Origin of the sequence: Pseudomonas inefficax (assembly GCF_032164165.1) — a bacterium.
GTDB lineage: Bacteria > Pseudomonadota > Gammaproteobacteria > Pseudomonadales > Pseudomonadaceae > Aquipseudomonas > Aquipseudomonas inefficax.
In genome coordinates, this window is the sequence record NZ_CP134401.1 from 5783477 (window position 1) to 5807860 (window position 24384).

General features: G+C 65.0%; 19 protein-coding genes. 8 read left to right on the top strand and 11 right to left on the bottom strand.

Features of this window, described 5'->3' with window-relative positions:
• Window positions 1-55 precede the first annotated feature (55 nt).
• Window positions 56-970 (bottom strand): LysR family transcriptional regulator, encoded by a 915-nt coding sequence (locus RIN61_RS26115; protein WP_112253359.1) that lies wholly within the window; start codon window positions 968-970, stop codon window positions 56-58.
• 141 nt (window positions 971-1111) lie between these two features.
• On the opposite strand from RIN61_RS26115, the gene RIN61_RS26120 reads away from it, so the two are divergent.
• From RIN61_RS26120 to RIN61_RS26130, 3 genes are all read left to right on the top strand, one after another.
• Window positions 1112-1507, top strand: coding sequence for a RidA family protein (locus tag RIN61_RS26120; protein WP_112253358.1), 396 nt, complete (start codon window positions 1112-1114; stop codon window positions 1505-1507).
• A 164-nt stretch (window positions 1508-1671) separates the two neighbouring features.
• Complete coding sequence (locus tag RIN61_RS26125) at window positions 1672-2328, top strand: HAD family hydrolase (protein ID WP_313855034.1); 657 nt, start codon at window positions 1672-1674, stop codon at window positions 2326-2328.
• A 177-nt stretch (window positions 2329-2505) separates the two neighbouring features.
• On the top strand, window positions 2506-3417 hold the full coding sequence (locus RIN61_RS26130) for a LysR family transcriptional regulator (RefSeq protein ID WP_013972731.1): 912 nt from the start codon (window positions 2506-2508) through the stop codon (window positions 3415-3417).
• Window positions 3418-3550: 133 nt separating this feature from the next.
• On the opposite strand, the gene RIN61_RS26135 is transcribed toward RIN61_RS26130, so the two are convergent.
• The 4 genes from RIN61_RS26135 to RIN61_RS26150 form a co-directional block, all read right to left on the bottom strand.
• Window positions 3551-4324: an IclR family transcriptional regulator gene (locus RIN61_RS26135; protein WP_112253356.1), complete on the bottom strand. Its 774-nt coding sequence runs from the start codon at window positions 4322-4324 to the stop codon at window positions 3551-3553.
• Between the two features lie 65 nt (window positions 4325-4389).
• Window positions 4390-5847, bottom strand: a complete 1458-nt coding sequence (locus RIN61_RS26140; protein WP_112253355.1) for an amidase — start codon at window positions 5845-5847, stop codon at window positions 4390-4392.
• Window positions 5844-7154: a citrate-proton symporter gene (locus tag RIN61_RS26145; RefSeq protein ID WP_112253354.1), complete on the bottom strand. Its 1311-nt coding sequence runs from the start codon at window positions 7152-7154 to the stop codon at window positions 5844-5846. Before RIN61_RS26145 ends, RIN61_RS26140 begins: the two co-directional genes overlap by 4 nt.
• 82 nt (window positions 7155-7236) lie before the next feature.
• Window positions 7237-8412, bottom strand: a complete 1176-nt coding sequence (locus RIN61_RS26150; protein ID WP_313855040.1) for a M20 aminoacylase family protein — start codon at window positions 8410-8412, stop codon at window positions 7237-7239.
• A gap of 263 nt (window positions 8413-8675) precedes the next feature.
• Between RIN61_RS26150 and RIN61_RS26155 the strand changes: the two genes are divergently transcribed.
• The 4 genes from RIN61_RS26155 to RIN61_RS26170 all read left to right on the top strand — a co-directional run bounded on the left by RIN61_RS26155 (window position 8676) and on the right by RIN61_RS26170 (window position 14984).
• Window positions 8676-11192, top strand: coding sequence for an excinuclease ABC subunit UvrA (locus RIN61_RS26155; RefSeq protein ID WP_313855042.1), 2517 nt, complete (start codon window positions 8676-8678; stop codon window positions 11190-11192).
• A gap of 204 nt (window positions 11193-11396) precedes the next feature.
• On the top strand, window positions 11397-13046 hold the full coding sequence (locus RIN61_RS26160) for an MFS transporter (protein WP_112253351.1): 1650 nt from the start codon (window positions 11397-11399) through the stop codon (window positions 13044-13046).
• Window positions 13043-14176 carry an HlyD family secretion protein gene (locus RIN61_RS26165; protein WP_112253350.1) on the top strand — a complete coding sequence of 378 codons (1134 nt, stop codon included), beginning with the start codon at window positions 13043-13045 and terminating at the stop codon, window positions 14174-14176. The genes RIN61_RS26160 and RIN61_RS26165 overlap by 4 nt, the downstream gene beginning before the upstream one ends.
• A 214-nt stretch (window positions 14177-14390) precedes the next feature.
• The gene (locus RIN61_RS26170; RefSeq protein ID WP_112253349.1) at window positions 14391-14984 is read left to right on the top strand and encodes a hypothetical protein; all 594 of its coding nucleotides are present in this window, start codon (window positions 14391-14393) and stop codon (window positions 14982-14984) included.
• A 67-nt stretch (window positions 14985-15051) separates the two neighbouring features.
• On the opposite strand, the gene RIN61_RS26175 is transcribed toward RIN61_RS26170, so the two are convergent.
• Window positions 15052-16047, bottom strand: coding sequence for an IS110 family RNA-guided transposase (locus tag RIN61_RS26175; RefSeq protein WP_313855045.1), 996 nt, complete (start codon window positions 16045-16047; stop codon window positions 15052-15054).
• A 416-nt stretch (window positions 16048-16463) separates the two neighbouring features.
• On the bottom strand, window positions 16464-17339 hold the full coding sequence (locus RIN61_RS26180) for an AEC family transporter (RefSeq protein WP_112252441.1): 876 nt from the start codon (window positions 17337-17339) through the stop codon (window positions 16464-16466).
• 254 nt (window positions 17340-17593) lie between these two features.
• Here RIN61_RS26180 and RIN61_RS26185 point away from each other — a divergent pair, with 254 nt between their 5' ends.
• The gene (locus tag RIN61_RS26185) at window positions 17594-18898 is read left to right on the top strand and encodes an MFS transporter (RefSeq protein ID WP_112252442.1); all 1305 of its coding nucleotides are present in this window, start codon (window positions 17594-17596) and stop codon (window positions 18896-18898) included.
• Between the two features lie 1391 nt (window positions 18899-20289).
• On the opposite strand, the gene RIN61_RS26190 is transcribed toward RIN61_RS26185, so the two are convergent.
• Genes RIN61_RS26190 through RIN61_RS26205 form a run of 4 tightly spaced genes read right to left on the bottom strand, consistent with a single transcriptional unit; the run spans window position 20290 to window position 24346 of the window.
• Window positions 20290-21252, bottom strand: a complete 963-nt coding sequence (locus RIN61_RS26190) for a 2-hydroxyacid dehydrogenase (RefSeq protein WP_112252443.1) — start codon at window positions 21250-21252, stop codon at window positions 20290-20292.
• An 11-nt stretch (window positions 21253-21263) separates the two neighbouring features.
• Complete coding sequence (locus RIN61_RS26195; RefSeq protein ID WP_112252444.1) at window positions 21264-22556, bottom strand: MFS transporter; 1293 nt, start codon at window positions 22554-22556, stop codon at window positions 21264-21266.
• Between the two features lie 58 nt (window positions 22557-22614).
• Window positions 22615-23565, bottom strand: coding sequence for a sugar kinase (locus RIN61_RS26200; protein WP_112252445.1), 951 nt, complete (start codon window positions 23563-23565; stop codon window positions 22615-22617).
• Window positions 23558-24346, bottom strand: coding sequence for a TIM barrel protein (locus RIN61_RS26205; RefSeq protein ID WP_112252446.1), 789 nt, complete (start codon window positions 24344-24346; stop codon window positions 23558-23560). The genes RIN61_RS26200 and RIN61_RS26205 overlap by 8 nt, the downstream gene beginning before the upstream one ends.
• Window positions 24347-24384 lie beyond the last annotated feature (38 nt).

Here is a 24384-nt window from a genome sequence, read left to right on the forward strand (position 1 = left end):
GCTTTGCCGAAGCGGCCCAGGAGTGTCTGGTGCTGAAACGAGTTTTACTCCAGCCTCACCCAACCACAGGCGCATGCTCGGCAATCAACTCGATTATCCAGTCGATAAACACCCGCACCTTTGCACTGACATGGCGATTCGGCGGGAATGCCAGATACATCGGCATTGGCGCCATCCGCCAGTCTTCAAACAGCGGCAGCAGCTCGCCGTTGGCCAGGTGCGGCTTGGCCATGTATTGCGGTAGCCAGATTACACCCAGGCCAGCCAGGCCGGCGGCAAGGTACGCATTACCGTCGTCGACCGTCAGCTGCGAGCGGCCCTGGGCTTCCATGCGCTCCTCACCCCGCTGCATCGCGTAGGGCAAGGCCTTGCCTGTACGGAACCAGAGGAAGCCGACGGTGGTGTGTCGGCTTTCCTCGAGCTCACGGGGGTGCAGCGGCGTACCGAAGCGGTGCAAATAGCCGGGCGCGGCATAGATGCCAAGCTCCAGATCGCCCACATGCCTTGCCACCAGGGATTGATCGGTGATCTCGCCGCCACGCACCACGCAGTCGACGTTCTCACCAATGATGTCGACAATGCGATCGCTGGCGCCCACGGTCAGCTGAATTTCTGGATAACGTGCAAAGAACCCCGGCAAGGCCGGTATGAGCAGCATCCGCGCCAGTGGGCTGGGTACATCCACTCGCAGCCGCCCTCGCGGTGCCATCGACGCGCTGGACAAGCTGGTCTCGGCGTCGTCAATGTCGCCAAGTAGCCGGACGACGCGTTCGTAATAGGCCGCACCGTCGGCGGTGACGTTGACCTTGCGTGTGGTGCGGTTGAGCAGTCGCACACGCAGCCTCGCTTCCAGTTGCTGAACGAGCTGCGTCACGGTGGTCTTGCTCATGTGCAGTGTGGCTGCCGCCTTGGTGAAGCTGCCTGTTTCCACCACGCGGACAAATGCCTGCATTGCATCGAAACGGTCCATCCCACGCCTCGCTCGTGCCTGGATTGTTTGAATTATACAAACAGTCATGACCAGCGCTGCCCGTTTATTCAGGTCGGTGGCCTTTCTTATAGTGGCTTCACCATAAACACCGGGCCGCCAGGGCCCCAAACGAGGTATGCAATGTCCAGCAAACGTGATGTCGTTTTCCCGCCTGACCGCCATGCATTGTATGAGCTCCACCGCTACTCGCCGGCGATTCGCTCCAACGGTTTTCTGTTCGTATCCGGCCAGGTCGGTAGCCGCAAGGACGGCTCGGCCGAGCCGGACCTCGCGGCGCAGGTTCGCATGGCCTTCACCAACCTCAACGCGATCCTGGCCGAAGCCGGCAGCAGTTTCGAGGATGTGGTTGACACCACTATCTTCATGGTCGACCCCGACTCGAAATTCGAAACCATCTGGGAGGTGGCGGCCGAATACTGGGGTGAGGCGCCCTATCCGACGGTGACCGCCATCGGCGTGACCTGGCTGTCCGGCTTCGATTTCGAGATCAAGGTGATCGCGAAACTACCGCAATGATGCCGAAGGCTATATGGCGCGCAGACGCCTATTCCGAGTTCGAGCACAGCTCTGCCAAGGCTGCCGTACTCCAGTACACTTGGGAGGTCGCGAAGTTCACGTGACGCCAACGGCAAAAGAATCTTCCTTCTGGCCCGCCCACGATTTCTGGACCTGGATACCCAATGCTGACTGCCCTGCTGTTCGACCTGGACGGAACCCTCACCGACACTGACACCTTGCACCTGCAGGCCTTTCGCCAACTGCTGCACGAGCATGACGGCCGCGAGCTGAGCCAGGCGCAGTTCGATGCCCAGGTCAGCGGCCGCGCCAATGGCGAGCTGTTCGCCGAGCTGTTTGCCGGTGCCAGCGCCGAGCAGTGCCGGGTGCTGGCCGACCGCAAGGAGGCGCTGTTCCGCGACATGTCGCCGTCTCTGGAGCCGATGCCGGGCCTTGTGCGCCTGCTGGAACATGCCCGGGCTCGCGACATCGGCATGTGCGTGGTGACCAATGCGCCGCGGCTGAACGCCGAGCACATGTTGAACGCCATGGGCCTGGGCCAGCGCTTCGCGCATGTGCTGGTGGCCGAGGAACTGGCACGGCCCAAGCCAGACCCGTTGCCCTACCTGACCGGGTTGCAGCGGCTAGGTGCCGAGGCCGGGCAGGCACTGGCCTTCGAGGATTCGCTGCCGGGGGTGACGGCAGCGCGTGGCGCGGGGATCTTTACCGTGGGCGTGGCCACTACGCAGACGCCGGAGAGATTGCTGGCGGCGGGGGCCGGGTTGGTGATCGATGATTTCAACGACCCAGCGTTGTGGACGTTGATCGGATCCATGCAATGAGCATACGGGGCCGCTTCGCGCCCCATCGCCGGCAAGCCAGCTCCCACCTCGACCGCATCGGCCTCAAGCCATGCGCCATCCCTGTGGGAGCTGGCTTGCCGGCTATGGGCTGCGAAGCGGCCCCAAAATTTCAAGGCAATATGCATGCCCCTGCCATTGTGCACACCCAGGTAACCCATGCTGATCGACGAAGAACTGACCCTCAAGAAGCTGGAAACCTTCCTTGCCTTCATGCGCACCGGCAACCTCGGCCGCGCCGCTGTCGAGCTGGCCACCAGCGCCGTCAGCGTGCACCGCGCCATCCACTCGCTGGAAAGCGCACTACGCTGCCCGCTATTCAAGCATGAAGGCCGCCAGTTGATCCCGCTGGAAAGCGCCTACGTGCTGGAAAAGAAAGCCCGCCAGCTGATCCAGGACGCCGAGCAGATGGTCCGTCAGACCCGCGAGGCCGCCGGTTTCTATGCCGAGCGCTTCCGCCTGGGCGCGCTCTACTCGCTGACGGTGAAAACCGTGCCCAAGCTGGTCATGGGCCTGAAGCTGCGTCGCAGCGAACTCAACATCGACCTGACCCTGGGCTCCAACGTCGACTTGCTGCAGCGCCTGAAGAACCATGAGCTGGAGGCCATCCTCGTGTCGCTCGACGAAAGCGTCAGCGACCCGGCCTGCGAGCAGCTGCCGCTGTTCTCCGACGACATCTTCCTCGCCGTGCCCATCGATTCGCCCTTCGCCGAGCAGGCCGAGGTGGACCTGGCCGACCTGGCCGACTCCACCTTCATCACCCTGACCCAGGGCTTCGCCACCCACCGCGATGGCGCCCGGGTGTTCCAGCAGGCCGGCTTCGAACCCAAGGTGGCCATGCAGGTGAACGATATCTTCACCCTGCTGAGCATGGTCAGCTCGGGCGTGGGCTTTGCCCTGCTGCCAGGGCGTATCGCGGCGGTGTACGAAAACCGGGTCAGGCTGATTGCCCTGAAGCCGCAATATCGCTTGCAGCAGCATATCGGTGTGGTGTTCCTCAAGGCGCGGGAGCGGGAACCGAATTTGCTGGCGTTGCTGGCTGAGTGCCGGATGTACAGCCTGGAGCGTTGAGGGGCCTCGGAACTGTTTGCTGCACTGGCTTCTTCGCGGGTAAACCCGCTCCCACAGGTACCGAGCCAGCCTCGGGCAATCCACTTTCACTGTGGGAGCGGGTTCACCCGCGAAGAGGCCGGTACAGTCTGACTCAAACCACCAAGGCCCGCTGCACCTCCCCCACCGTGGTCGCCAGGCTGTTCAGGTGCAGGTTCAACACCCGTTCCACCGGTGCCTGGTCCAGCGGCCAGTGCAAGGCAATGCTCCCGGCCAGGCGCCCTTCGGCATGCACCGGCAGGGCAATCGCTCGGATCAGGAACGGCAAGCGCACCGGGTACTCCCAGTGCCCTTCGGTGCGCTGGCCGAATCCCTGGTTCGCTTCCGCCTCGATATCGCGCAGCACCGTCTCGTCGCCCACCCGCTCATGGGCCGCCAGGCGCTGCACTTCATCGACCGCCAACTCACCCAGGCACGCCCGCCCCATCGCCGAATGGAACAGGCTGGCATGATGGCCGACGATCTGGCAGGTGTGCGGATAGCGCTTGCGCAAGACCTGGGGAATGGCGCTTTCCATCACCTCCAGCCGCTCGCCGTCGAAACACGACAGGTCGGCCACCAGCCCGGTGCGCTCGCTCAACTCCAGCAACATGGGCGCGGCATGTTCCACCAGGCGCCGCTTGAAACGCAGCTGGCGGTCACCGAACAGGCGCCGCGCGCACAGCCGGTAACGCCGGTCGCTGAGGCCGCGGTAGACCCAGCCCTGCTCCTGCAAGGTGGCGAGCATGCGCGACACCGTGGCCTTGGGCAGCGCCGTCAGGTAATGCAGTTCTTCCAGGCCCAGGGCCTGGTGTTCTCCCAGCAGGTCGACGATGGCCAGCGCCCGCTCCACCGAACGCACGCCGCCACTGTCTGCCGTGATGCCCATGAGTGTGACCTCCCTGTAGCTGGATGGTCAGGATAGCCAGCAAGATCCGCGCCTGCCCAGCAGTTTCATGGCGCTTGCAGGCTCCCGGGTGGGCGCCGCGCTACCCAACGGGTGAGCTGTTCATGGGCATGGGCCAGCTGCAGCACCGCATGGTCGGCCTGGGCCGGGCCGATGATCTGCAGGCCCGTGGGCAACCCTGCAGCATTGAAACCGACCGGTACGCTGATGCTCGGCAAGCCGGCCAGGGTCGGCCCTATCACCACTTCCATCCAGCGGTGATAGGTGTCCATCGTCCGCCCCCCGACCACCGTTGGCCAAGGTTGCCGTGCATCGAAAGGGAACACCTGGGCCGATGGCAACAGCAGGTAATCGTAACGCTCGAACAGCTTGCCCAGCGCCCGGTACCAGTCGCTGCGTACCACTGATGCCTGGTACACCGCCGCCGCGCTCAGTTGCAGGCCACCCTCCACCTCCCACTGCGCCTCGGGCTTGAGCAGCGCGCGCTTGCCGGGGTCGGCATAGGCCGCAGCGAGGTTGCCGTGCACCAGGAAGTGGCGATGGGTCAGCCAGCACTGCCACAAACGTGCCAGATCGAACTCCGGCTGGCAGGCCTCGACCCGGCAGCCCAATTCGATGAAGTCCGCCAGGGCCGCTTCGCACAGGCTCAGCACCCCGTCATCCATCGCCAGGTAACCGTCGTAGTCGCCCAACCAGCCGACCCGCACGCCGCGGAAATCGCGCTGCAAACCGGCGGCAAAATCGCGCCGGCCCTCGCTCAGCGACAGCGGCGCCCGCGCATCGAAGCCTGCCTGGGTCGACAATAACCGCGCCACATCCACCACGCTGCGGCCCATCGGCCCCTCGGTGGCCAGTTGCTGCACGAACAGTTCCGGCGCCGGCCCGTGTGGTACGCGGCCCTGCGACGGGCGCAGGCCATACACGTTGTTGAACGCCGCCGGGTTGCGTAGCGAGCCCATCATGTCGCTGCCGTCGGCGACCGGCAGCAGGCGCATGGCCAGCGCCGCCGCCGCTCCGCCGCTGCTGCCTCCGGCCACCTTGCCCGGGTCGTAGGCATTGGTGGTGGTGCCGAACAGGGTGTTGTAGGTCTGCGAACCAAGGCCGAATTCCGGCACATTGCTCTTGCCCACGATCAGCGCACCACTGGCCCGCACACGCGCCACACTGATCGCATCCTGCTCGGGCACCTGCTCGGCGAACAGCGGCGAGCCCAAGGTGGTGCGCAGCCCGGCAGTGGCGGCCAGGTCCTTGATAGCCTGGGGCATGCCATGCATCCAGCCGCGCGAGTGGCCACGGCCCAGCTCGCGGTCACGCTCATCGGCCTCGGCCAGCAACGCCTCGGCCGGGCGCAGCGACACCAGCGCATTGACCTGCGGGTTGAAGCGTTCGATATGCGTCAGATAAGCCTGCATCACCTCCCGGCACGACATCTGGCGCGCATGGATGGCCCGGGACAATGCCTCGGCATCGAGGGCAACGATGGGGTCGATGGCTAGCGGCATCACGGTTTCACTCCAAGGTTGAAAGCGGCAGGCTTGCCCGCACGTGGGGCTTCTTTCAGGCAATAGGTGCCCAGCAGTGTCAGCAGGCAGGCGAACAGCACGTAGAACGACGGCGCCACCGGGGTGCCGAGCACCTTGCTCAGCCAGGTGACGATCAACGGGGCGAAGCCGCCGAACACCATCACCGCCACGTTATAGGCCACCGACACACCGGTAGAACGCACCTCGACCGGGAACTGCTCGGCCAGGGCCGTGGGCGCCGGCCCGAAGAAGCCACCGATGGCGGTGCACAGCAGCAGTTGCATCACCAGCAGGCGCTCCAGCGACGGCGCGGCAGCCACCCACACATACAACGGGTAGACCATGACGAAGAACGCCAGGGTGAAGGCCATCAGCACCGGGCGCCGCCCCAGCCGGTCAGACAACGCCCCGGACAACGGGATCACCAAGGTCATCAGCCCAACCGCAAACATCTGCACCAGCAGCACCTGGTCCAGCGGCAGGCCGAGGTTCTTGTGGGCGAAGGTCGGCATGTTCACCAGCACCACGTAGAACGACACCGTCGCGCCACAGGCCAGGCCCATCGATACCAACAGGCTGCGCCGATGCTCACGCAGCACCTGCCACAGGCTGGGCGACTGGCCCTTGGCCTGGCGGCGCGCCTCGATGAATTCCTCGGGCTCCTCCATGTGCTTGCGAATCCACAGCCCCACCGGGCCGATCAGCAGGCCAAGCACGAACGGGATACGCCAGCCCCAGCTGTCCAGCGCCGCAGGCGTGCACAGGTGGGTGACCAGGGCCACCATCGCCGCCCCGGAGAACACCGCCAGGCACTGCCCCACCAACTGCCACGAGCCATACAGGCCCTTGCGGTGGGCCGGCGCGCTCTCCACCAGGAAGGCCGTGGCGCTGGCGTACTCGCCGCCGGTGGCAAAACCCTGCAGCATGCGCGCCACCACGATCAGCATCGGCGCGGCCATGCCGATGGCCAGGTAGTCGGGGGCAAAGGCGATCATGGCAATGGACACGGTCATCAGCCGGATGATCATCTGCATCGCCGCCTTGCGGCCCTTGCGGTCGGAATACATGCCCAGCAGCACGCCGCCCACCGGGCGCATGAAAAAGCCGACGCCGAAGGTGGCCAGGGCCATCAGCAGCGAGGCGTATTCGTCGTCGGAGGGGAAGAACTGCCGGGCGATGATGCTGGCCAGAAAGCCGTAGACGATGAAGTCATACCACTCCAGGGCGTTGCCGATGACGGCGGCGACCACTTGCCGGGTACGCGACACGCCGGTGCTCGAAGTCTGCATAGGAAACACTCCACACAATGATTGGGTGATCGCCCAGGCGCGGTCGCGCCCGGGTTCCAGCGGCAGTCGTCAAAAGGAAAGGTCAGGCGGGCGCGAGCCAGCGCTCTGCCAGCGCGCCCCAGTAGGCGGCGCCGGTCAGCAGGATGTCGTCGTTGAAGTCGTAGGCCGGGTTGTGCACCATCGGCCGCGATACGCCATTGCCGATGAACAGGTAGGCGCCCGGGCAGCGTTGCAGCATCCAGGCGAAGTCTTCGCTGCCCATCAGCTTGCGGGTGTTGCCATCTACTGCCTCGGCACCGAGCAACTCCACCCCCACCTGCCGGGCGAAGGCGTTTTCCGCAGCGTGGTTGACCAACACCGGATAGGCCGGGCGGTGTTCGATGGTGGCGCGGCAGCCAAAGCTCTCGGCCTGGCCGACGATAATGTCCCGTACCCGCTCCAGGGTCTGCGCCCGTACCTCGGCGTTCAGCGCGCGCAGGCTCAGGCGCAGCAGCGCCTGCTGCGGGATCACGTTGGCCGCTTCGCCGGCCTGCAAGGCGCCGACGGTGACCACGGCCGCCTCCTGCGCATCGATATTGCGCGCCACCACGGTTTGCAGGGCCATCACCACACTGGCCGCCGCCACCAGCGGGTCGACAGTCAGGTGCGGCATCGAGCCATGGCCGCCAACCCCGTCCAGGGTCACCGTGAGCAGGTCTTGCGAAGCCATCATCGGCCCCTCGCGAAAGCCCAGGTGCCCGGCCGGCAGCCCGGGCAGGTTGTGCATGCCGAACAGTGCATCGCAAGGGAAGCGCTCCAGCAAACCTTCGGCCAGCATCGCCTCGGCGCCACCCTGGCCCTCCTCGGCCGGCTGGAAGATCAGCGTCAGCGTGCCGTCGAACTGCCGGGTCGCCGCCAGGTAGCGCGCTGCGCCGAGCAGCATGGTGGTATGCCCGTCATGGCCGCAGGCGTGCATGCAGCCTTGGTGCTGGCTGCTGTAGGCGGCGCCGGTGGCCTCGTGTATGGGCAGCGCGTCCATGTCGGCGCGCAGGCCCAGGCGGCGTGGGCTGTTGCCATTGCGCAGTACGCCGACCACGCCGGTCTTGCCGATACCGGTGTGCACTTCATAGCCCCACGTTTCGAGCAGTTGGGCAACCAGTGCCGAAGTGCGGCTTTCTTCGAAACCCAGTTCCGGGTGAGCGTGGATATCGTGACGGATTGCGTGCAGGTCGCTGGCCACATCGTTCAGCCAGGCCAGGATGTGCTGATGTCGGGACATGTAGAGCCTCCTCGCGCGGGTGGTTTCCCGTTCTTGTTGTTCGCCTTGAGGTCACGACGGGTGAGGCAGGTCGTGCTTGGCTGACAGATAAGCGCGAGTGACGGGGGAGCACAATTGAATGTGGTTCCGCTGGGTGGAACTAGTGCAGGGTTTGGAAGCTCCAGTGCTGTGAGATCGAGCACCAAAAAACCCAAGCCATACCCTGGCGACCCCACAGCGCTTTACTGCTACCTTCATCACCGACCCCAGCCAAGGACCGCCCAATGCCTCCACGCCATACGCCCCCAGCCGGCTTCGTCCGCGTCCGTGGCGCCCGCGAGCACAACCTCAAGAACATCGATGTCGATATTCCTCGTGACGCACTGGTGGTGTTCACCGGCGTGTCCGGCTCGGGCAAGTCCTCGCTGGCCTTCTCCACCCTCTACGCCGAAGCCCAGCGGCGTTATTTCGAGTCGGTCGCGCCCTATGCCCGGCGCCTGATCGACCAGGTCGGGGTGCCGGACGTCGACGCCATCGAAGGCCTGCCCCCAGCCGTGGCCCTGCAGCAGCAACGCGGCACGCCGAGTGCACGTTCCTCGGTGGGCAGCGTGACCACCCTGTCCAGTTCCATTCGCATGCTCTACTCCCGCGCCGGCCACTACCCGGCCGGCCAGCCGATGCTGTATGCCGAAGACTTCTCGCCCAACACGCCCCAGGGCGCCTGCCCGGAATGCCATGGCATGGGCCGGGTCTACGAAGTGAACGAAGCGACCATGGTCCCCGACCCGTCGCTGACCATCCGCGAGCGCGCCGTGGCGGCGTGGCCGATGGCCTGGCAGGGGCAGAACCTGCGCGACATCCTGGTGACGCTAGGCTATGACGTCGATACTCCCTGGCGCGACCTGCCACAGGCGCAGCGCGACTGGATCCTGTTCACCGAAGAAACACCCACCGCGCCGGTATACGCCGGGCTGACCCCGGCGCAGACCCGCACCGCCCTCAAGCGCAAGCAGGAGCCCAGCTACCAAGGCACATTCATGGGTGCCCGGCGTTACGTGCTGCACACCTTCATGCACTCGCAAAGTGCGCAGATGCGCAAGCGCGTTGCCCAGTTCATGCGCCCAAGCCCGTGCCCGCTGTGCCAGGGCAAGCGCCTGAAGCGCGAGGCCCTGGGGGTGACCTTCGCCGGCCTTGATATCGCCGAGCTGTCGCACCTGTCGCTGCAGGCGCTGGCCGAGGTATTGCGCAAGGTGGCGGCAGCAGACTACCTGGCACAACAGCAGGACGACCTGACCCTGGAAAAGCGCCTGGCTGCCCAACGCATCGCCAACGAGCTGCTCGAACGCATAGACACCCTGCTGGACTTGGGCCTGGGCTACCTGGCACTGGAGCGCAGCACCCCGACCCTGTCCTCCGGCGAGCTTCAGCGCCTGCGCCTGGCCACCCAGCTGAACTCGCAACTGTTCGGCGTGATCTACGTGCTCGACGAACCTTCGGCCGGTTTGCACCCGGCCGACAGCGAAGCCCTGTTCGAGGCGCTGCAGCGCCTGAAGCATGCTGGCAATTCGGTCTATGTGGTGGAACACGACCTGGACACCATGCGCCGCGCCGACTGGCTGGTGGATGTAGGGCCTGCCGCTGGCGAGCATGGCGGCACCATCCTCTACAGCGGGCCGCCCGACGGGCTGGCCCAGGTCGAGCAGTCGAGCACCCGGGCCTACCTGTTCAGTGCCCCGGCCCAGACCACGCGCACGCCACGCCAGGCCCACGACTGGCTGAAGCTCGAAGGCATCAGCCGCAACAACCTGAACAACCTGAGTGCCGAATTCCCGCTGGGCTGCTTTACCGCCGTTACCGGCATTTCCGGTTCGGGCAAGTCGAGCCTGGTCAGCCAGGCGCTGCTGGACCTGGTGGGTGCACACCTGGGCCATGCCGCACAGCGCAACGAGCCCGAAGAACAGAGCCTGGAAGATGAGCCAGAACAGGCCAGCGGCGGGCATGTGAGCGCTGGCCTTGGCAGCATCAGGCGCCTGGTGCAGGTCGACCAGAAGCCGATCGGCCGAACACCACGCTCCAACCTGGCCACCTACACCGGCCTGTTCGACCATGTGCGCAAGCTGTTCGCCGCCACCGAACAGGCCAAGGCACAAGGCTTCGATGCCGGGCGTTTCTCCTTCAACGTTGCCAAGGGGCGCTGCGAGAACTGCGAGGGCGAAGGCTTCGTCAGTGTCGAGTTGCTGTTCATGCCCAGCGTCTATGCGCCCTGCCCGACCTGCCATGGCGCCCGCTACAACCCGGCAACCCTGGCGGTGAGCTGGCAAGGCATGAACATTGCGCAGGTGCTGCAGTTGACGGTCGACCAGGCCCTGAAGGTGTTCGCCGAACAGCCAGCGGCGCGGCGCTGCCTGCAGGTACTGCAAGACATCGGCCTGGGCTATCTGCGTCTGGGCCAGCCGGCCACCGAACTGTCCGGCGGCGAGGCGCAGCGCATCAAGCTGGCCACCGAGCTGCAGCGCATGGCCCGCGGGGCAACACTGTATGTACTGGACGAGCCTACCAACGGGTTGCACCCGCAGGACATCGACCGGCTGCTGGTGCAGCTCAACCGCCTGGTCGATGGCGGGCACAGCGTGGTGGTGGTCGAGCATGACATGCGAGTGGTGGCGCAGAGCGACTGGGTGATCGACATCGGGCCTGGGGCCGGCGATGCCGGGGGCCAGGTGGTGGTCAGCGGGACGCCGCAGGTGGTGGCCGGGTGTGCGGAAAGCCGCACTGCGGAGTTTCTGGCGAAGGCCTTGTAGCGCCTGCACTGGCCCCTTCGCGGGTAAACCCGCTCCCACAGGTATTGCACAGCTGCAAGATCAGTGGTGAACCTCTGGCAACCACAGGTACCGCACAGCCTGCAAGATCTGTGGTGACGCTGTGGGAGCGGGTTTACCCGCGAAGAGGCCGGTGCGGGCTGTAAATTGTTTTTTTGCAATGGCCGCTGAAGTACAGTCTGCCCCATGGACAAATACGCCCCACGCCAGTGGCTTCCCCACGAAAAACCCAGCCTGCCGGGCTCCCCCTCCACGCCCCTGCACACGCCCGCCAAACGCCTGGCCTACGGCGTGGTCGGGCTGCTGGTGGCTATCACCGGTGGCCTGGGCAACGCGCTGGTCACCGCCAACCTTGTGTTCCTGCAAGGTGCGTTGGGCGCAACCACGGCGGAGATGGCCTGGCTGCCGGCCGCCTACGTAATGACCAATGTGTCCATCAACCTGCTGCTGGTGAAGTTTCGCCAGCAGTTCGGCCTGCGCGCGTTCACCGAGGTGTTCCTGGTGCTCTATGCCCTGGTCACCTTCGCCCACCTGCTGGTCAACGACCTCAACTCGGCCATCGCCGTACGGGCGGCCCACGGCATGGTCGGCGCCGCGCTCAGCTCGCTGGGGCTGTACTACATGATCCAGGCGTTCCCGGCGCAATGGCGGCTGAAGGCGATGGTGCTTGGCCTGGGCGCCTCGCAACTGGCGTTGCCGCTGGCGCGGATCTTCTCCGAAGACCTGCTGCAGATCGCCGAATGGCGCGGCCTGTACCTGTTCGAACTGGGCCTGGCGCTGGCCGCGTTGGGCTGCGTGCTGCTGCTCAAGCTGCCCCCCGGTGACCGCTTCAAGACCTTCGAGCCGCTGGACTTCCTCACCTTCTCGCTGATGGCCAGCGGCACTGCACTGCTTTGCGCCGTGCTGTCACTCGGGCGTATCGACTGGTGGCTGGAGGCGCCCTGGATCGGCATGGCCCTGGCGGCCTCGATCGGGCTGATCTTCAGCGGCCTGGCCATCGAGCACAACCGCCAGAACCCGTTGCTGATGACCCGCTGGCTGGGTAGCGGCGCGATCATTCGCCTGGCCCTGTGCGTGGTGCTGATCCGCATGGTCACCTCGGAGCAGTCCACCGGGGCGGTCGGCTTCCTGCAGGCGCTTAACCTGGGCAGCGAGCAGATGCGTACGCTGTACGCGGTCATGCTGCTGGGCGCGGTGGCCGGCCTGGCCAGCAGTGCCCTCACCATCAACCCCAATCATCTGGTGATTCCGCTGTTGATCTCGCTGCTGGCCATGGCCACAGGCGCCTTCATGGACAGCAGTTCGAGCAACCTCACCCGCCCGGCGCAGATGTACCTCAGCCAGTTCCTGCTGGCGTTCGGCAGCACCTTCTTCCTCGGCCCGTCCATGGCCCTTGGCATCAGCCATGTGCGCGCCAACCCGCGCAACCTGGTGAGTTTCTCGGTGCTGTTCGGCATCTGCAACAACCTCGGCGGCCTGATTGGCGCGGCGCTGCTGGGCACCTTCCAGACCTGGCGGGAAAAATTCCATTCCAGTCACCTGATGGACCGCCTCAGCTACCTGGAACCGTTGGTCACGGCCCGCGTGCAAAGTGGCGGTGCCGGCTACGGCGGCATCATTGCCGACCCAGCCCTGCGCAGCGAAGCCGGCATGCGCCTGCTGGCCAGTGCCGCCACCCGCGAGGCGAATATCATGGCCTACAACGATGTGTTCGTACTGATCGGCAGCATCGCTATCCTGACCATGGTCTGGATCTGCATCCGCAGCACCTGGCTCTGGCACACCAGACGCCGGGCCGTTTCCCCTGAATCCAACCCCGGCGCGCCCACCCGATGACCGACGACACCCGCACCACGACCACCACTGCCATCGCCGAAACCCCGGAAGGCGCCACGCCGCCCAGCGAGCCGACCAGCCCGGTGCGCTCGCGGCGGGTGCGTATCCTGTCGTCGATCAGCTTCGCCTGCGTAGCCCTGGCCGGCATCCTGCTGGTGCTGTATGCCTGGCGCCTGCCGCCATTCGGCAGTGCCATCGAAAGCACCGAAAACGCCCTGGTGCGCGGCCAGGTGACCATCATCGGGCCGCAGCTGAGCGGCTATATTGTCGATGTGCCGGTGCATGACTTCCAGTTCGTCAAGGCCGGCGACCTGCTGGTGCAACTGGACGACCGCATCTACAAGCAACGCCTGGCCCAGGCCATCGCACAACTGCAGCAACAACAGGCGGCCCTGGCCAACAACCTGCAACAGCGTAAAAGTGCCGAAGCCACCATTGCCCAGCGCCAGGCCGCCATTGGCGATGCCACTGCCCAGGCAGCCAAGGCCAGGGCCGACTTCAGCCGCAACCAGGCGCTGGTCAGCGATGGCTCGGTGTCGCGCCGCGACCTGGACCTGGCCCGAGCCAGCGAAGCCGCAGCGGTCGCCAGCCTGGCCCAGGCCAAGGCGGCGCTGGAAATCGCCCGCCAGGACCGCGAAACCGTGGTGGTCAACCGGGCCGCGCTGGAGGCCTCGGTGGAAAACGCCAAGGCCGCCGTGGAGCTGGCCCGCATCGACCTCGACAACACCCGCGTCACCGCCCCGCGCGACGGCCAGCTGGGGCAGATCGGCACGCGCCTTGGGGCCTATGTCAATTCTGGCGCGCAGTTGATGGCGCTGGTGCCCGACACCCTGTGGGTGATCGCCAACATGAAGGAAACCCAGATGGCGAATGTGCGCATTGGCCAACCGGCAAGTTTCACCGTGGATGCGCTGAACCACCTGAAGCTACATGGGCACGTGCAGCAGATCTCGCCGGCCACCGGCTCGGAGTTCGCCTTGCTGCAGGCGGACAACGCCACCGGCAACTTCGTCAAGATTGCCCAGCGCATACCGGTGCGGATCACCGTGGATGCCGGGCAGCCAGAGGCCAAGCACTTGCGGCCAGGGATGTCGGTGGTGGTCAGTATCGATACGCACAGCCAGGATTGATGTTGTTGCCACTGGCCTCTTCGCGGGTAAACCCGCTCCCACAGGTTCAGCACAGGTCTTGAAAGCTGTGCATGCCTGTGAGAGCGGGTTTACCCGCGAAGAGGCCAGCGAAGCACATGCAGAGATGCCGTCTTGCCATGATTGCGCCGCTCTAGCCCGTAGGTTCTAATCGCGCACGACCCCGTTTGCCTTTGCCACTCAAGGAAGTGTCACCATGTACAGGAAGATCGTGCCGCTGGCGCTGTTGGCAACCCTGGCCGGTTGCTCGAACAGCGAGGACATCAGCGAGGCCAGTTTCCAGAAGGCCGCCCAGGCCTACCTCGATACCCAGTACCCGCACTGCTTCGTCATCAGTTCATTCCCCACCAGAACCCAGGACTTCGACGTCCATGGCACCAACAAGGCGTTGCATGCCCTGGCCCAGGTAGGTGTGGTCAGCGAAAAGGAGATCTCGCGTACCGAAGTGCCCGCCCGCCTGTGGCAAGCGGCACGCACGGACATCTATTACGCCTATGACCTCACCGACGAAGGCCGAAAGTATTACAAGGCAGATAACGGGCTGTGCTTCGGCAAGGCTCAGGTCACCGCGATCGAGCAGTTCAGTGAGCCGAGCGAGGTGACCGGGCAGAAGATGTCGAATGTGACCTATGCCTACAAGATCACCGGGTTACCGGCGTGGGCGGCCAATGAACAAGTGAAGGCCAGCATTGCCGAACTGGGCAAGGCGGTGGCCAGCAATGACGCGCCGCTCAAGGAAACCCGAGCGATGGTGCTGACCAGCCAGGGGTGGCGGTTGCAGGAGAAATAGCCGTTTGCCGGGCATGCCTCCCCACCGGGTTGGTTGATGCTGGACCTTGTAGATACTCTGTTGGCGGTCAAGCTTTTCTGAGGTGTTCAGAGCTGAAAAGCTTGGCCGTATCAAATGGCTCATCCCCGCGCATGCATGCCCAGATGCCTGTCAGGTACTTGCGCATGACAGCAGCGATAGCCTGCATTTTCTTCTTGCCCCTGTTGACCAACGACTCGTAAAAAGCCTTCGCATAAGGGTCGCAGCGCACTGCGGTCAAGGCAGGCATGTACATGGCTGCCCGTAGATAAGCATTCCCACTTTTGCCGAGTCTGCCGGGCTTATCAATGCTCGTTCCCGATTGGGTCTGTCGAACATCGAGACCCGCGTGGCGAGCTACCTGCGAGGACTTGAGTATTTGAGGAAGGATGGTCAGTTCAGCCAATGCCGCAAGTGCCGAGACTTCTCCCATCCCAGGCCCTGCGAGCAGCTGCTTGTACTGCCGAGTAAGCGTCGGACACTGGGCGACCAGCTCGCGGCCCGCCTTACGAAAGCGCTCAATTCGATTATCCAGTGAAGCAATCGCTTCCTCCTGATCCTCGATCAGCATCGACACGGTTGTAGCGGTCGCCTGCAATGCATGCAGTTCGTTCTTCGCCCTTGTACGATGCCCCACCAAACGATTGATGTGTCGCCCCAGAGCCCTCAGCTCAAGCTGCACAAGGCTTGGAGGTGTCCACAAGCGCGGTGTCATACGCTCGCCGTACTCGGACAGCAGTTGAGCATCTATTGCATCGGTCTTGCTGTTCACCAGCATTAGTTTGGCGAAATTGTGGAAGCTCTTGGGGTTGATCACGGATACAGGGAGGTCAGCCGCATGTAGCTCAAGGGCCAAGTCCAGGTAATAGATTCCGGTCGCCTCCATCACGATCGACTTGGGTTTGAGTGCCAGCAGCTTTTTCACCGCAGCCTTACGGCCTGCAGGGGTTTGAGCGATATCCCACTGTCCGGCCGGACGCCCATCTTTACGCACCGCAACGACCGAAGTACGTGAGCCGATATCGACGCCAACCCAGACACTCATTTCTTCCCTCTCCAAGCGAGTTAGGTAACAATGGCCTCCGGTTCCCCGACCTCGAACTTCATGCTGCTGCAACCTTGTAATGCGAAGTCCGACTTGTCGGCTTCTCGATACTCTTCGCAGTGGGCAATGAGGCGGGGGGCCTCTCTACATACAAGGTCAGGGGCAATGCCTGCCTTCAGGAGCGATCGGCCTCCCCGGAAGTGCTTCTTCAGCCCGACGAGAATAACCTCTCCCGCTAGGCCAGACACAACATACAAGGAGCGGCCTTGTGTCGCGAAAGGGCTGCAAGGCAGCCCCAGCAATTTGTGCATCTGTGCTGATGCCTTGGGGCTGCTTTGCAGCCCTTTCGCGACACAAGGCCGCTCCTACACTAGTCCGCGCAGGTCAGAAGTTGATGCAAGGAGGCTGGCAATGGCTTACATCCACCAGGCGAGCACCACCGGCAACCAGGCAAACGACAGCACCGTGGAACACATCACCAGGTTCGCCACTTGCTCCGGCTCGCGGTTGGCGCGCACCGCCATCAGGTAGTTGAACACCGCCACCGGCATCGCCGACTGCACCACCAGCACCGCACGCTCCAGGCTGGCCATGCCCAGCGCCGCCCCCACCGCCCAGCCCACGGCAGCCCCCAGGCCAATGCGCAAACCGCCCAGCAGCATGCCGCTGCCCACATGGCGCAGGCGAATGCTGGCCAGCGACACGCCCAGTGTCAGCAACATCAGCGGGATGGTCATGCCGCCCAGCAGGTCTGCCGTATTGGCCAGCCAGCGCGGCAACTCGAAATCGAGAAAGATGATCGGCATGGCGCCGGCGAGGCTGATCACGATGGGGTTGCGCAGCAATGCCTTGAACGAAGCCGCAGTACCGGAAATGGCCATGCCGAGGGTGAACTGCACGATCGACAGGGTCAGGAAGAACGCCACCGCCAGGGCCAGGCCGTGCTCGCCAAAGGCATACAGGCTGATTGGCAGGCCCATGTTGCCGGTGTTGGGGAACATGAACGCCGGCAGCAGCACACGCCAGTGCTGGCCCGAGGCGCGGCATACCAGCAAGCCGGCCAGGGCCATGCCCAGGGTGCACAGCAGGCAGGCCATGGCCATGCTGGTGAAGGCGGTCGGGTCCAGTTCGGTGCGGCTGAGCGTGGACAGCACCAGCGACGGGGTTCCGACAGTCATCACCACCCGGGCGATGAATTCGGTGGGGTAGTCCAGGCCCTTGCGGGCCCAGGCATAGCCAATGCCGGCGACGATGAAAACCGGGGCCAGGACGGCGAACAGCGAAGCGAACATGGGGGCCTTCCTTGGGGGTGGGCCCCGCATTATGCCGCAGACTGCGGCGTCTCGTCGCACACCCAGGCCCCTTGGGCAAAACCGCGCAAGCCCGTAGAATCGCGCTTCCTTTTCGCCCGTCGCCTTGAACGGTGGCAACCGGCAGCGTCGCATCCAGCCCAGGCACATCCGTGCAGCCCCTCGGCCCCGTTCGGGTCGAGCCGGCGTGCGCGTCCGAAAAGGCGCTCATTCCGCTCATCCAACTAGAGGTACATATGTCTCCGCGTTTGCTGGCCATGGCGCTGGCGCCCCTGCTCGGGCTGTTCATCATTGCCTTGGGCAACGGCTTCATGTCTTCCCTTACCACCCTGCGCCTGGGCGCTGCCGGCGAGTCAGCCACCACCATCGGTGTGGTCTCCTCGACCTACTTCATCGGCCTGACCCTGGGTGCCATCTTCAACGACCGGCTGATCCTGCGCATCGGCCATATCCGCGCCTACACCAGCTTCGCCTCGCTGATCGCCGTGACCATCCTGCTGCAAGGCCTGTTCTACGACGTCACCTGGTGGTCGGTGCTGCGCCTGATCAACGGCTGGGCGGCGGTGGGCGTGTTCCTGGTGATCGAAAGCTGGCTGCTGCTGGCCGGTGACGCCAAGATCCGCGGCCGCCTGCTGGCGCTGTACATGATCGCCTTCTATGGCGCCGGGGTCATCGCCCAGGCCGGCCTTGGCGAAATCACCCACATGGGTGACACCGCACCGTTCATGCTGGCCGGCGTGCTCGCCGCCCTGTCGGTACTGCCCATCGTGATCCTGCCACGGGTGTCACCGCTGCTGGATCAGGTCGAACCGCTCAAGCCGCGCCAGTTGCTGGGCGTTGCGCCATCAGGCCTGGTCGGCTGCTTCGGTTCGGGTGTGGCCATTGCCGGCATCTACGCCCTGTTGCCGCTGTACCTGCAGCGCATCGGCCTGGATGTGGGTGAGGTCGGCAACATGATGGCCTGGGTGATTCTGGGTGCCATGCTGCTGCAATACCCGGTCGGGCGCTGGTCCGACCGCAAGGACCGCCAGGATGTGCTGATCGCCCTGGCCGCGCTGTGCGTGCTTCTGTCGCTGGTCACGGTGTTCCTGCCGTCGGACTCGATCCTGCTGCCGGCGATGCTGTTCCTGCTGGGCGGTGGCGTGTTCACCCTGTACCCGGTGGCGGTCAGCCATGCTGCCGATCGGGCACCATCGGATGCACTGGTGCCAATGATCCAGGGCCTGCTGCTGATCAACTCGCTGGGTTCGGCCATGGCGCCGGTGGCGATTTCGCCGATGATGACCGAGTTTGGCGAGGCCGGGTTGTTCTGGGCCTTTGCCGTGGTCAATCTGGCCATGGTGTGCTTCTTCATGTGGCGCCGTGGCAAGCGCCCGGCGGCAGAACACCCGGCGCCGTTCACCGCTTCGACCACCTTCTCGCCGACTGGTGCCGAGCTGCGTGTGACCGAAGACCTGATGCATGCGGCGCAGGAGCACCCGCCGCTGGAGCCGCTGGAGGCTGCTGCGCCAGTGCAGGCGCAGCGTTCAGAATCGCATTGACTCCGGGGGCTGCCTTGCAGCCCTTTCCGACCGGTCCGGCGCCCCGGCAAGGCCGCTCCCACAGCGCCCCCACCATCTGAAGAAATGCACCGTGCCTGTGGGAGCGGGCGCGCCCGCGAACACCGGCGCAGCCGGTGTCTACCGCGTCGCCTGCTTCGCGGGCATGCCCGCTCCCACAGAGCTCCCCCATCAGCTGAAGGAATGCGCCGTATCTGTGGGAGCGGCTTTAGCCGCGAACACCGGCGCAGCCGGTGCCATGCGCCGTGTTGGATTCTTCGCGGGTAAACCCGCTCCCACAGAGTCCCCCGTCAGCTGAAGGGATGCACCGTACCTGTGGGAGCGGCTTTAGCCGCGAACACCGGCGCAGCCGGTGTCTACCGCGTCGCCTGCTTCGCGGGCATGCCCGCTCCCACAGAGCTCCCCCATCAGCTGAAGGAATGCGCCGTATCTGTGGGAGCGGCTTTAGCCGCGAACACCGGCGCAGCCGGTGCCATGCGCCGTGTTGGATTCTTCGCGGGTAAACCCGCTCCCACAGAGTCCCCCATCAGCTGAAGGAATGCGCCGTATCTGTGGGAGCGGCTTTAGCCGCGAACACCGGCGCAGCCGGTGTCTACCGCGTCGCCTGCTTCGCGGGCATGCCCGCTCCCACAGAGCTCCCCCATCAGCTGAAGGAATGCGCCGTATCTGTGGGAGCGGCTTTAGCCGCGAACACCGGCGCAGCCGGTGCCATGCGCCGTGTTGGATTCTTCGCGGGTAAACCCGCTCCCACAGAGCTCCCCCATCAGCTGAAGGAATGCGCCGTATCTGTGGGAGCGGCTTTAGCCGCGAACACCGGCGCAGCCGGTGCCATGCGCCGTGTTGGATTCTTCGCGGGTAAACCCGCTCCCACAGAGTCCCCCGTCAGCTGAAGGGATGCACCGTACCTGTGGGAGCGGCTTTAGCCGCGAACACCGGCGCAGCCGGTGTCTACCGCGTCGCCTGCTTCGCGGGCATGCCCGCTCCCACAGAGCTCCCCCATCAGCTGAAGGAATGCGCCGTATCTGTGGGAGCGGCTTTAGCCGCGAACACCGGCGCAGCCGGTGCCATGCGCCGTGTTGGATTCTTCGCGGGTAGACCCGCTCCCACAGAGCTCCCCCATCAGCTGAAGGAATGCGCCGTATCTGTGGGAGCGGCTTTAGCCGCGAACACCGGCGCAGCCGGTGTCTACCGCGTCGCCTGCTTCGCGGGCATGCCCGCTCCCACAGAGCTCCCCATCAGCTGAAGGAATGCGCCGTATCTGTGGGAGCGGCTTTAGCCGCGAACACCGGCGCAGCCGGTGCCATCCACCGCGTCGCCTGCTTCGCGGGCATGCCCACTCCCCACAGGGGCCCCGCAGGCCTGTGAATCTGGCGTCAGCCATTCACCAGGTTGGCCGGGCGCTCACCAGCCAGGGCACTGAGCAGGTTGTCCACCGCACAGCGCGCCATGGCCTGGCGGGTTTCTTCGGTCGCAGAGCCGATATGCGGGGTCGCCACCACGTTGTCCAGTTGCAACAACGGCGACTGCGCCGACAACGGCTCCTGCGCGAATACATCCAGGCCGGCGCCGCGTATGCGTCGGGCACGCAACGCTTCGATCAGCGCCGGCTCATCCACCACGCGCCCGCGGGAAATGTTCACCAGGATTGCCTGTGGTTTCATCAGCGCCAGCTCCCGCGCGCCGATCAGGCCTTCGGTGCTGGCACTGAGCGGCACGGTCAGGCAAACGAAATCTGCCTGCTGCAACAGCTCGTCCAGGCTGCACTGACGCGCAGCATGGCGCGCCTCCACCTCAGGCTTGGCACGCTGGCTGTGATACAGCACACGCATGCCGAAGCCGGCCGCGGCGCGTCGGGCCAAGGCCTCGCCGATACGGCCCATGCCGACGATGCCCAGTGTCTTGCCGTGCACATCGCTACCGAAATGCGCTGGGCCAAGGTTGGCCTGCCAGTGGCCGTCTCGCACCCAGTTCGCCAGTTCCACAACCCGTCTGGCGGTGGCCAGGATCAAGGCAAAGCCGGTATCGGCGGTGGTTTCGGTCAGCACATCCGGCGTATTGGTCAACATCACGCCGCGCCGGCTGAGTTCGGCGATGTCGTAGTTGTCCACCCCGACCGAAACGCTGGACACCACTTCAAGCTGTGGCGCCAGGTCGAGCAGGCTGGCGTCCAGGCGCAGGCTGGCCCCCAGCAGCCCGTGCGCGCCGGGCAAAGCATCGCGCAGGCGGGCCAGGCCATCGGGCCCGGAGGTATCCACCCAGGTCACCTCGACGCGTTCTTGCAGGCGTGCCATCAAGTCGTCGGACAGGCGTTTGTACAGCACGATTCGCTTCTTCATTGCACAGGCTCCTAATGGTTCATGGCCAGACGCGAGTTGCCGCGCTTGGCCCGGCCAGATGTCTGGGAAGTATTGAGTGCGGCGGTAAGCGCCACTGCGGTCAGCAGCGCACCGCACATGAACAGGTAGGAGGCACCGGGCCCGCCAGTGACGCCATTGAGGTAACCCACCAGCCACGAGCCACCGAACGAGCCCAGCGCACCCATGCTGTTGATCAGCGCCATGGCACCGCCCGCGACGTTGGCCGGCAGGATCTCGGGCACGATCGCGAAGAACGGGCCATAGGGGGCATACATGCAGGCGCCGGCGACTACCAGCAACGCGTACGACAGCCAGAAGTGCTCGCTGCCCAGGGCGTAGGAGCCATAGAACGCAACGGCGGCGATCAGCAGTGGCGGCCAGACGAAGCGCTTGCGCTTCTGCAGTCGGTCAGATGCCCACGACACACCGACCATGCCCAGCACCGCCGCCAGGTAAGGGACCGACGACAGCCAGCCGGCCTGCACGATGTCGAGGTTGGCCGCCTGCTTGAGAATCGACGGCAACCACAGCACGAAGCCATACACACCAATGCTCCAGCAGAAATACTGCAGCGAAAGGATGATCACCTGCGGCGAGCGGAACGCCTCGCGGTAGTTCTTCACTGGCTTTATGCCTTGCTGCTCGGCAGCCAGCGCCTGCTCCAGGGCGGCCTTTTCCTGCTCGCTCAGCCAGTTCACCTGGGCCGGGCGGTCATCCACCAGGCGCCACCAGAAGAACGCCCAGATGACGGCGGGCAGGCCTTCGATGATGAACATCCAGCGCCAGTCGTAATGCTTGACGAGGTAACCCGACACCACCGACATCCACAGGATGGTCACCGGGTTGCCGAGGATCAGGAAGGTATTGGCGCGCGAACGTTCGGCGCGGGTGAACCAGTGGCACAGGTACACCAGCATGGCCGGCATCACCGCCGCCTCCACCACCCCGAGCAGGAAGCGGATGCCGATCAGCATGTAGACGTTGCTGACCACGCCAGTGAGCGTGGCAAGGCCACCCCAGAGGATCAGGCAGACAAAGATCAGCTTCTTCACGCTGCGCTTTTCGGCGTAGATGGCGCCAGGCACCTGGAAGAAGAAGTAACCAAGGAAGAACAGTGCCCCCAGCAGCGAAGACAGTGCGGGGGTGATGTGCAGGTCTTCAGCCATGCCGGAAGCGGCGGCGAACCCGTAGTTGGCGCGGTCCAGGTACGCCAGGCTATAGGTGAAGAACACGATCGGGATGATGTACCACCAGCGGCGAGGTGCCAGGCCTTGGCTTTGCATGGTTCGTTTCTCCTGAGCTTGTTGTTTTTGTTGCAACAGGTGTTTCGGGATCAAGTTTTCACGCGCTTCTGCGCAGGTCGTGGGCTTGCAGCTCATGGCGCAGCGGCAGCCCTTCCATGTCGCCACGCGACTGCACGGCGCGGCTGCCGCACCAGTTGCCACGCGCCACTGCCTCGGCTACCGGGTGGCCCTCCAGCAGCGCACTGAGCACGCCGACGGCAAAGGCATCGCCGGCGCCAACGGTGTCTACTACCCGGCTGACCGGTACTGATGCCACCTGGCCCTCGCCCTTGGCGCTGCGGAAGTAGGCACCGGCGTCGCCCAGCTTGATCACCACCAGTTCCACCCCTTGGTCGAGGTAGAACGCGGCGATGTCTGCCGGGGTGTGCTGGCCGGTCAGCAGGCGGCCCTCTTCCAGGCCTGGCAGCACCCAGTCGGCCTTGGCCGCCAGGGCATTGACTTCGCGCACCATGCTGCTTTGGTCAGGCCACAGCGAGGGGCGCAGGTTGGGGTCGAAGGAGATGCTGCGCCCGGCGGCACGCATTGCATCCATCAACGCATGGGACAGCGCCCGGCAGCCCTCCGACAGCGCCGGCGGGATGCCGGTGGCGTGCAAGTGGCGGGCTTGCACAAAGCCCGGGCGCAGCAGCGCCGGCGACAGCTGGCTGGCTGCCGAACCACGGCGGAAGTACTCCACCGCCGGGTCGCTGCCGTCATCGCAGCGGGCCTTGAGCTGGAAGCCGGTGGGGTAGCTGGCATCCACCTCGACACCGGAGCAGTCCAGGCCTTCGCGGCGCAGGCTATCGAGCACGAAACGGCCCAGCGAATCGTCGCCCACCCGGCTCAGCCAGCGAACCTTGAAGCCCAGCCGCGCCAGGCCGATGGCCACGTTACTGTCGGCGCCGGCAATGCGCTTGCCGAACTGGCCGACACTGGCCAGGTCGCCGGCCTGCTCGGCGACGAACATGGCCATGGTCTCGCCGAAACACAACACGTCATGTTCATGCATGGCTCAGCTCCTCACTCGATACGCCCTGCCCCAGCGCCGCCAGGTCGCGCACCTGGTCACGGGTCAGCGCCAGCAGATCGTCGCTCACCAACGGGTACTCGACAGCACGCGCCACGCCGGGGGTGAACTCGGCCATCAGCTCAGCCCATTCCTGCAGGTCCGCGGTCGCTGGCGGGACGGCTACCAGGCGGCCATCGGGCCGGCGCTGCACGGCCTTGCAGTGCACATAGCGCACCCAGCGGCCAAGCTGGCGTGCGGCGTGCCGGGCAGGCTCGCCCTGCCACTGCCAGTTACCGATGTCGAAGGTCATGCCCAGGGTCAGCCCGAGCTCGTCGGCGCGCTGGAAAAACTGCTGCAGGGGTTCAATTCGCCCACCTTGGGTGGTCTGGTCGTTCTCCACCAGCAGCAACGGCCCGTGCACCGGTAACAGCGTCGCCAAGGCCGCGACGTCACAGCCGGCGTGGTAGTGGCCCAGGGAAACCTTGAGCGCTACCGCGCCAAGGGCTCGGGCGGTTTGCAGTTTGTGCGCCAATTGCGGGTCAGGCACGCCTTGTGCGGTCCACAATTCGAGGGGCGTGGAGTACAGGCACTCCAGTCCCTGTGCGGCAATGGCTGCAGCCAGCACCGCGGTGTCCGGCGCCTGGGTGAACAGCTCTTCGCGCAGTTCCACGCGGGTGACGCCGGCGGCAGCCAGCAGGCCAAGGAAGTGCTCCTGGCCACGCTGCCGGACAAAGTCGGCGCCGTAGCTGGAGAGGCTGATGGAAACGGGGTTCGAGTGCATTGTTGTTGTCCTTTTGAAACCGGTTTCATTTTTGCTGA